6 protein-coding genes and 1 pseudogene are annotated in these 5,609 nt (G+C 63.2%); 2 read left to right on the top strand and 5 right to left on the bottom strand.

Annotated features, from left to right (window positions below):
• The coding region (locus F615_RS19025) for an HAD-IC family P-type ATPase (RefSeq protein WP_033371795.1) at positions 1-583 on the top strand (583 nt) is incomplete at its 5' end.
• Positions 584-835: 252 nt separating this feature from the next.
• Positions 836-2,003: pseudogene (locus tag F615_RS19795) on the top strand (IS3 family transposase).
• A 219-nt stretch (positions 2,004-2,222) separates the two neighbouring features.
• Here the strand turns inward: F615_RS19795 and F615_RS20105 are convergent.
• From F615_RS20105 to F615_RS20230, 5 genes are all read right to left on the bottom strand, one after another.
• Positions 2,223-2,381, bottom strand: coding sequence for a hypothetical protein (locus F615_RS20105; RefSeq protein ID WP_156824683.1), 159 nt, complete (start codon positions 2,379-2,381; stop codon positions 2,223-2,225).
• Positions 2,382-2,443: 62 nt separating this feature from the next.
• Positions 2,444-3,145 carry a hypothetical protein gene (locus tag F615_RS0116985; protein ID WP_156824684.1) on the bottom strand — a complete coding sequence of 234 codons (702 nt, stop codon included), beginning with the start codon at positions 3,143-3,145 and terminating at the stop codon, positions 2,444-2,446.
• Positions 3,136-3,861, bottom strand: a complete 726-nt coding sequence (locus F615_RS0116990) for a hypothetical protein (protein ID WP_156824685.1) — start codon at positions 3,859-3,861, stop codon at positions 3,136-3,138. The genes F615_RS0116985 and F615_RS0116990 overlap by 10 nt, the downstream gene beginning before the upstream one ends.
• Positions 3,862-4,309: 448 nt before the next feature.
• Positions 4,310-5,293 carry a T6SS immunity protein Tli4 family protein gene (locus F615_RS0117000; RefSeq protein WP_156824686.1) on the bottom strand — a complete coding sequence of 328 codons (984 nt, stop codon included), beginning with the start codon at positions 5,291-5,293 and terminating at the stop codon, positions 4,310-4,312.
• Positions 5,294-5,427: 134 nt separating this feature from the next.
• A partial coding sequence (locus F615_RS20230; RefSeq protein WP_033371797.1) for a hypothetical protein occupies positions 5,428-5,609 on the bottom strand: 182 nt, incomplete at its 5' end.

Raw genomic sequence — 5,609 nt, forward strand, 5'->3', positions numbered from 1 at the left:
GCTCGCCGCAGTCCTGGCCGTCGCCGACCCGGTGAAGAAGACCACACCGCAAGCGCTGGCGTCGTTGCGCGCGGAGGGCTTGCGCGTCGTCATGGCCACGGGCGACGGTCTGACCACGGCCAAGGCCGTGGCGGCGCGCTTGGGCATCGATGAGGTGCATGGCGAGGTCAAGCCCGCCGACAAACTGCAACTGGTGGAGCGGCTGCAGCGCGAGGGGCGTATCGTTGCGATGGCTGGTGACGGCATCAATGATGCCCCGGCCTTGGCAAAGGCCGACGTCGGTATCGCCATGGGCACCGGCACCGACGTGGCGATGAACAGCGCACAGATCACGCTCGTCAAGGGTGACCTGCGCGGTATTGCGGTGGCGCGCGCCTTGTCAGTGGCCACGGTCCGCAACATGAAGCAGAACCTGATGTTCGCCTTTCTCTACAACGCACTGGGCATTCCCATTGCGGCCGGCGTGCTGTATCCGCTCACCGGTTGGCTGCTTTCACCGTTGATCGCCGCCCTGGCGATGAGTTTCAGCTCCGCATCGGTGATCGGCAATGCGCTGCGTTTGCGCGGCGCCCGTCTCGTCTGAACATGAGGACCGTCGCCGTGCCGTGGGCGGTGCGGGTCGCCACCCGGATCGCTGGCTCTGTCGCCTCGGTTGCCACCCGACGTTGGATGCCTGATCCCTATCGAGTCGCCCCTGCAAAAATCCATCTCACGGCCCCGACGAGAAGCGCCGGTGACCTGCCGGGCGATTTTCGGTCCAGTTGAAAGTTGAGAGGATGGCTCCCGACGAAGACGAGGAGCCGCCAGCGCCAAGTCCCGATTCACCGAAGAGCAGATGGTCAAGATCCTTCGGGAGGCCGACCGGTCCCCCGTGGCAGAAGTGGCCAAGAAGCACGGCGTCAGCGAGCAGACCCTGTACCTGTGGCGCAAGCGCTACGGGCAACTGGAGGCGGCGGACGTGAAGCAACTGCGCACCCTGCCGCAGGAAAATGCCCGACTGAAGAAGCTGCTGGTCGAACGCGACCTCGAGATCGAGGTCATGAAGGAGATCACCGCAAAAAAGTGGTGAGCGCGCCGCAACGGCGCGCACTGGTTCCGAAAATGGTCGAACGTGGCATCAGCGCCCGGCGGGCCTGCTCGCTGCTGGGCGTGTCGCGCTCGACGTTGGGCTTTTGGGCTATGAGGCCCAAATGCCCCAGAAGGACGCCCCGGTGCTCGAGCGGATGCGGCACTACGCCGCGCTGTACCCTCGGTTCGGCTACCGGCGCATCCATGTCTACCTGGAGCGGGAAGGCATTCAGATCGGCTGGGATCGCATGCTGCGGCTCTGGTGGCAGGCCAAGCTGCAGGTGCCGAAGAAGCGGACCCGGTGGCGGGTGTCGGCTTCCTGGCCCCGTCCCGTGCCGGCGATGGGATCGAATCAGGTCTGGGCCTACGACTTCGTCTTCGACGCCTGCGCCAACGGCCAGCCACTGAAGTGCCTGGTCGTCACCGAGGAGTGGACGCATGAGGCCTTGGCCATCGAGGTCCAGGGCAGCATCCGTTCCAGCCGGGTCATCGATGTTCTCTCGCGTCTGGTGAGCTTGCACGGCGCACCGCGCTACCTGAGGTCGGACAATGGCCCCGAGTTCGTCAGCCATGCCATCCTGAAGTGGCTGCAGAAAGCGGGCATCGAGACCGCGCTGATCGACCCGGGCAAGCCCTGGCAGAATGGCACGGCCGAGAGCTTGAACGGAAAGTTCCGGGACGAGTGCCTCAACATGGAATGGTTCCGGAACCGGATCGAGGCCCGGGCGATCATCGAGACGTGGCGACGCCACTACAACGAGGATCGGCCGCACTCGAGCCTTGGATACCGGACGCCGAAACAGTTCAAGGACGAGTTCCAGAAGCAGCAATCCGCATCAACCCACCGAGTGGCCTTCCTCGTGAAAGAGCTTCTACATCAGCATCGTGACAAAAGAACCGTAAATAAAGCGGCTCGATGTACGTCTTGCGTTTGAGGTTGAGGGGGTTCTCGATGGTGATGCCACCTTCCCCCTCATAACCGGGCTTGGGCCCAACGGCCCCATACTCAGCCACAGATGGCACCTGAAGCTTGATCCGACACCCTGGCCCCATGTCCAGCACCGCTGTTTTGGTGGGCTCCTGGGGGGCGGGTCTCACATCGGCCGTCGCGGCACTGGTGGCAAGCACCGTGCATGCGGCCACCATCCATCGCTTCACCACCATCTTCTCCTCGTATAACCCTCGGGGTACCACAGTGTGGCGAGCCCGCGCTCGTCGGGCAGCCTCAATTCGGTCAGTACCGCCAAGGCCACGCCATAGGCGCAGCAGCGTGAATCAAAGCCGTTGAGCACCGGGCTGTACAGACGGTTCACCGCTGCTGGCAGGCGGCACCATCACGGGCACGAAGAAGTCTTCGCCACAGCACCCCGCCGATTCACTGCGACGCCGCCGGCGCGGCCGGGGTGGTCGCGTCGTCGATGAACTCGATGCTGCGCAGGATCTTCAGTGCATAAGGTGTCAGGTCATTCTTCGGGTTGCGACGGATGTCGGGCACATAGCCCATCCGGGTATCGAAGCTGCTGCAAACGGCTTTCTTGTCGTGAAACAAGCAATAGTCCAACACCCGACGCCGCTTGTTTTCATCCCCGATCACGTCATCTTGAGTCACTGCAAAGCCGCTGGCGTTCACCGATCTCAGTTCGTAAAAACGCACACCTCTTTCCAGCGTCTTCTTAAAGTCATCGTCTAGCTCGAAGCCGTTGCTTTCATACAAATTTTGCATGTCACGACGCCAGACATTTGCATGAGGGTCGAACCGCACCGGCAAGCCTTTGCTGAGCGCCTGCGGATCGGCGTCATAACAAAAGAATCGTAAATAAAGCGGCTCGATGTACGTCTTGCGTTTCAGATTGAGGGGGTTCTCGATGGTGATACCGCCTCGTCCGGGAAACCCGCTTTCGGGTGGAATGCCTCCGTAGCCTGCCTTCTGCGGCACCTGAAGCTGGATCCGACACCCTGGCCCCATGTCCAGCACCGCGGTCTTGGTGGGCTCCTGGGGGGCGGGTCTCACATCGGCCGTCGCGGCACTGGTGGCAAGCACCGTGCATGCGGCCACCATCCATCGCTTTACCACCATCTTCTCCTCGTATAACCCTCGGGGTACCACAGTGTGGCGAGCCCGCGCTCGTCGGGCAGTCTCAATTCGGTCAGTACCGCCAAGGCCACGCCATAGGCACAGCAGCGTGAATCAAAACCGTTCAACGCTGGGCTGTAAAGACGGTTCACCGCTGCTGGCAGGTTTACCGCGGCGCTGGCACGCCAGAAGGCCGGGCTGCGGTAGTACACCCTCACGCCCTGTGTCGTGTGTACAGCTTGGCGCTCTACGGCGTGTTCCTCGTCCGCATAGCGCGCCATGCCCGTCTTGAGCCAGTAGAAGCCAGCGCTGTCTGCTGGGGCGTAGAGATCATCGGAGACCGGGGCTTGAGCATCACCCCCCTCCACCGATCGACGCCAAATGACCATTTCCTGCGTCAACTGCGCAAAGTGGGCATCTCTCAATCGTTCACTGGTGCGCTGTGCCCCAGGCAGCCGGTAGGTGGCGTCGTAGGCTTGCTCCAACGCACGCTGCAAGTCCTGTGGCACGTGGCGCCCGCGCCAACGCCAGTACTCGCAGTAGTGGCCCGGGCCGGTCAGTTGCAGGAGGCCCCGGCCATACCAGGGCGCGTACCACAGCCCATTGCCCCCGGTCTCCGCCAGATTGCGCAGCCAGCCCGTCTCCTGGATCGCGTTGCCAAAGAAGCAGGCCTGCCGCAGCGGCGTGTCGATGCCGTAGGTGCGCAGCATCTTGTTCATGGCAATCCCATGGTTGCGTAACAACGACTGCTCTGGTGCAAAGACAACCGCCTCCCACACCGTCACGCGCTGCCGGTTCTGCGTGGCCCGCACCCGGATCGTGCCGGGGCATTCCACGGTGATGCCGGAGGCTTGCAGGGTGAGGCGCGCGCCGCCTGCGGTGGCCAGGGTGATCTGATCTTCCTGGCCGCCGCCCAGTCGATATGGGCGTGGGCGCTGTGGGCTTGCAGTTGCACGTCACCTTGGGTGGCGATCAGCGTGAGGCCGGCGCCGGTGGGGCGGGACTCGGCATCGTCTTGCGCCTGCGGCCAGCGGGGGCGTGACGGTGCCCCGCACGCGGGTGGGCAAGGGGCCTGCTTGAGCAGCGTCAGACCGTCGGTGCGGGGTCGCCAGCTGGTTCGTGGGTCGCTTGGCCGCAAGTGCTCGGCAGCACGCCGTTGCTTTGGTCCTACAGCGCCCCGGGCCGCGGCCGCAGCGTGGCCGTGATCGCATCCCACAGCGCCAGCACCTGGCCTTCGCTCAGGGTGGCGCGCGTCAGATCCGGAATCTTGGCCTTTTCCTCCAGGCTGCGCGGCGGCGAGGGGATGTAGTGGCCGTTGTAGAACTCGATGGTCAGAAATGGGCGTTCGAAGCCCTGAAGCGATTGGTCCGTCTGAACGATGGCTGTGTGGCCTGGAACTCGGGCCGATGTGACTTTGGCCGGCTCCCTACAGACGTATTCCTCGTAGCCATCATTGCCAATTGCGCGTGCTGAAAACCTCAAAATATCGATGCCTGATCGACGCGAGTCCCGCTCGATCTGCGATCTTCTTTGCATCAAACCAGTGTCGGGACGCGGCACATTTCCGTCACCGCTGATGCTGCTGACTTGCAAGAACACATCCGGCGCATCCTTGAGGTGATAGTTCACGTAGAACTCAGCCGCTTCGGCCTGCGCCCCTGTCCACAAGCCATGAGCAAAGCAGTCCCCCGGCTCGCTGGGGATCTCCTCGTCGCGCCGGCCGCGCACTCGGCGGTACACGTTGAGCAGGTGGGTGTACTTTTCTTCGACGTCGGAGGAATCGGTAGGTTCATTGCCTAATGGCTTGTCCAACGAATAGTCGAAGGCCTTCACTGATGCGTTAATCAAGAACCCATTCTGCCAAACCATCAACTCCCAAACACGCGCAAAGGCATAGTTGTCTGCACGGTTGAAAATCTTGCCAACACCTTCCGGCACGTCTCGAACATCCATCAATGAAGGAATCTTTTCGATCCCGACGACCTCGTTGCGCAACGCCTCGGTCCTGCGCTCCAACTGGTAGTCGAAGACTGGACGCGGCAGCGGCCGGATGCTCACTTCCACGCCTTCGATCTCCACCCGATCCACCGGGTTGAGCTCAAACGCCTCGGGCAAGTCGATCAGGTGCCGGCCTATGCAGCGCGTGCGCATGCGCGCGGTGAGTTTGTGGACGAGATGGGCTTCTTCAGGGGTCATGGCAGGGGTGCGGGGGGAGCAAGCGGTTGATGACAGGACCCAGGGCGCGCACAGCGCCCCCAGGATCCAGCGGCGTCGGTCCGGTCTCATCAAAAGTCCTTGTACATCATGCGGGACGACTCGCGCACGCGCTGGGCGATGCGCACGATGGCGCGCAGCGTGAACAGCAGCGCCTGGCGGCTGGCCGGTCCTGCGTCGGGGTTGAAGGCCGGCTCGTGCTCGACGGGCACGCGCAGGAAGCCCTGGCAGTGTGGCTGGGGCGCCAGGCCCG

The organism is Caldimonas manganoxidans ATCC BAA-369 (assembly GCF_000381125.1).
GTDB lineage: Bacteria > Pseudomonadota > Gammaproteobacteria > Burkholderiales > Burkholderiaceae_C > Caldimonas > Caldimonas manganoxidans.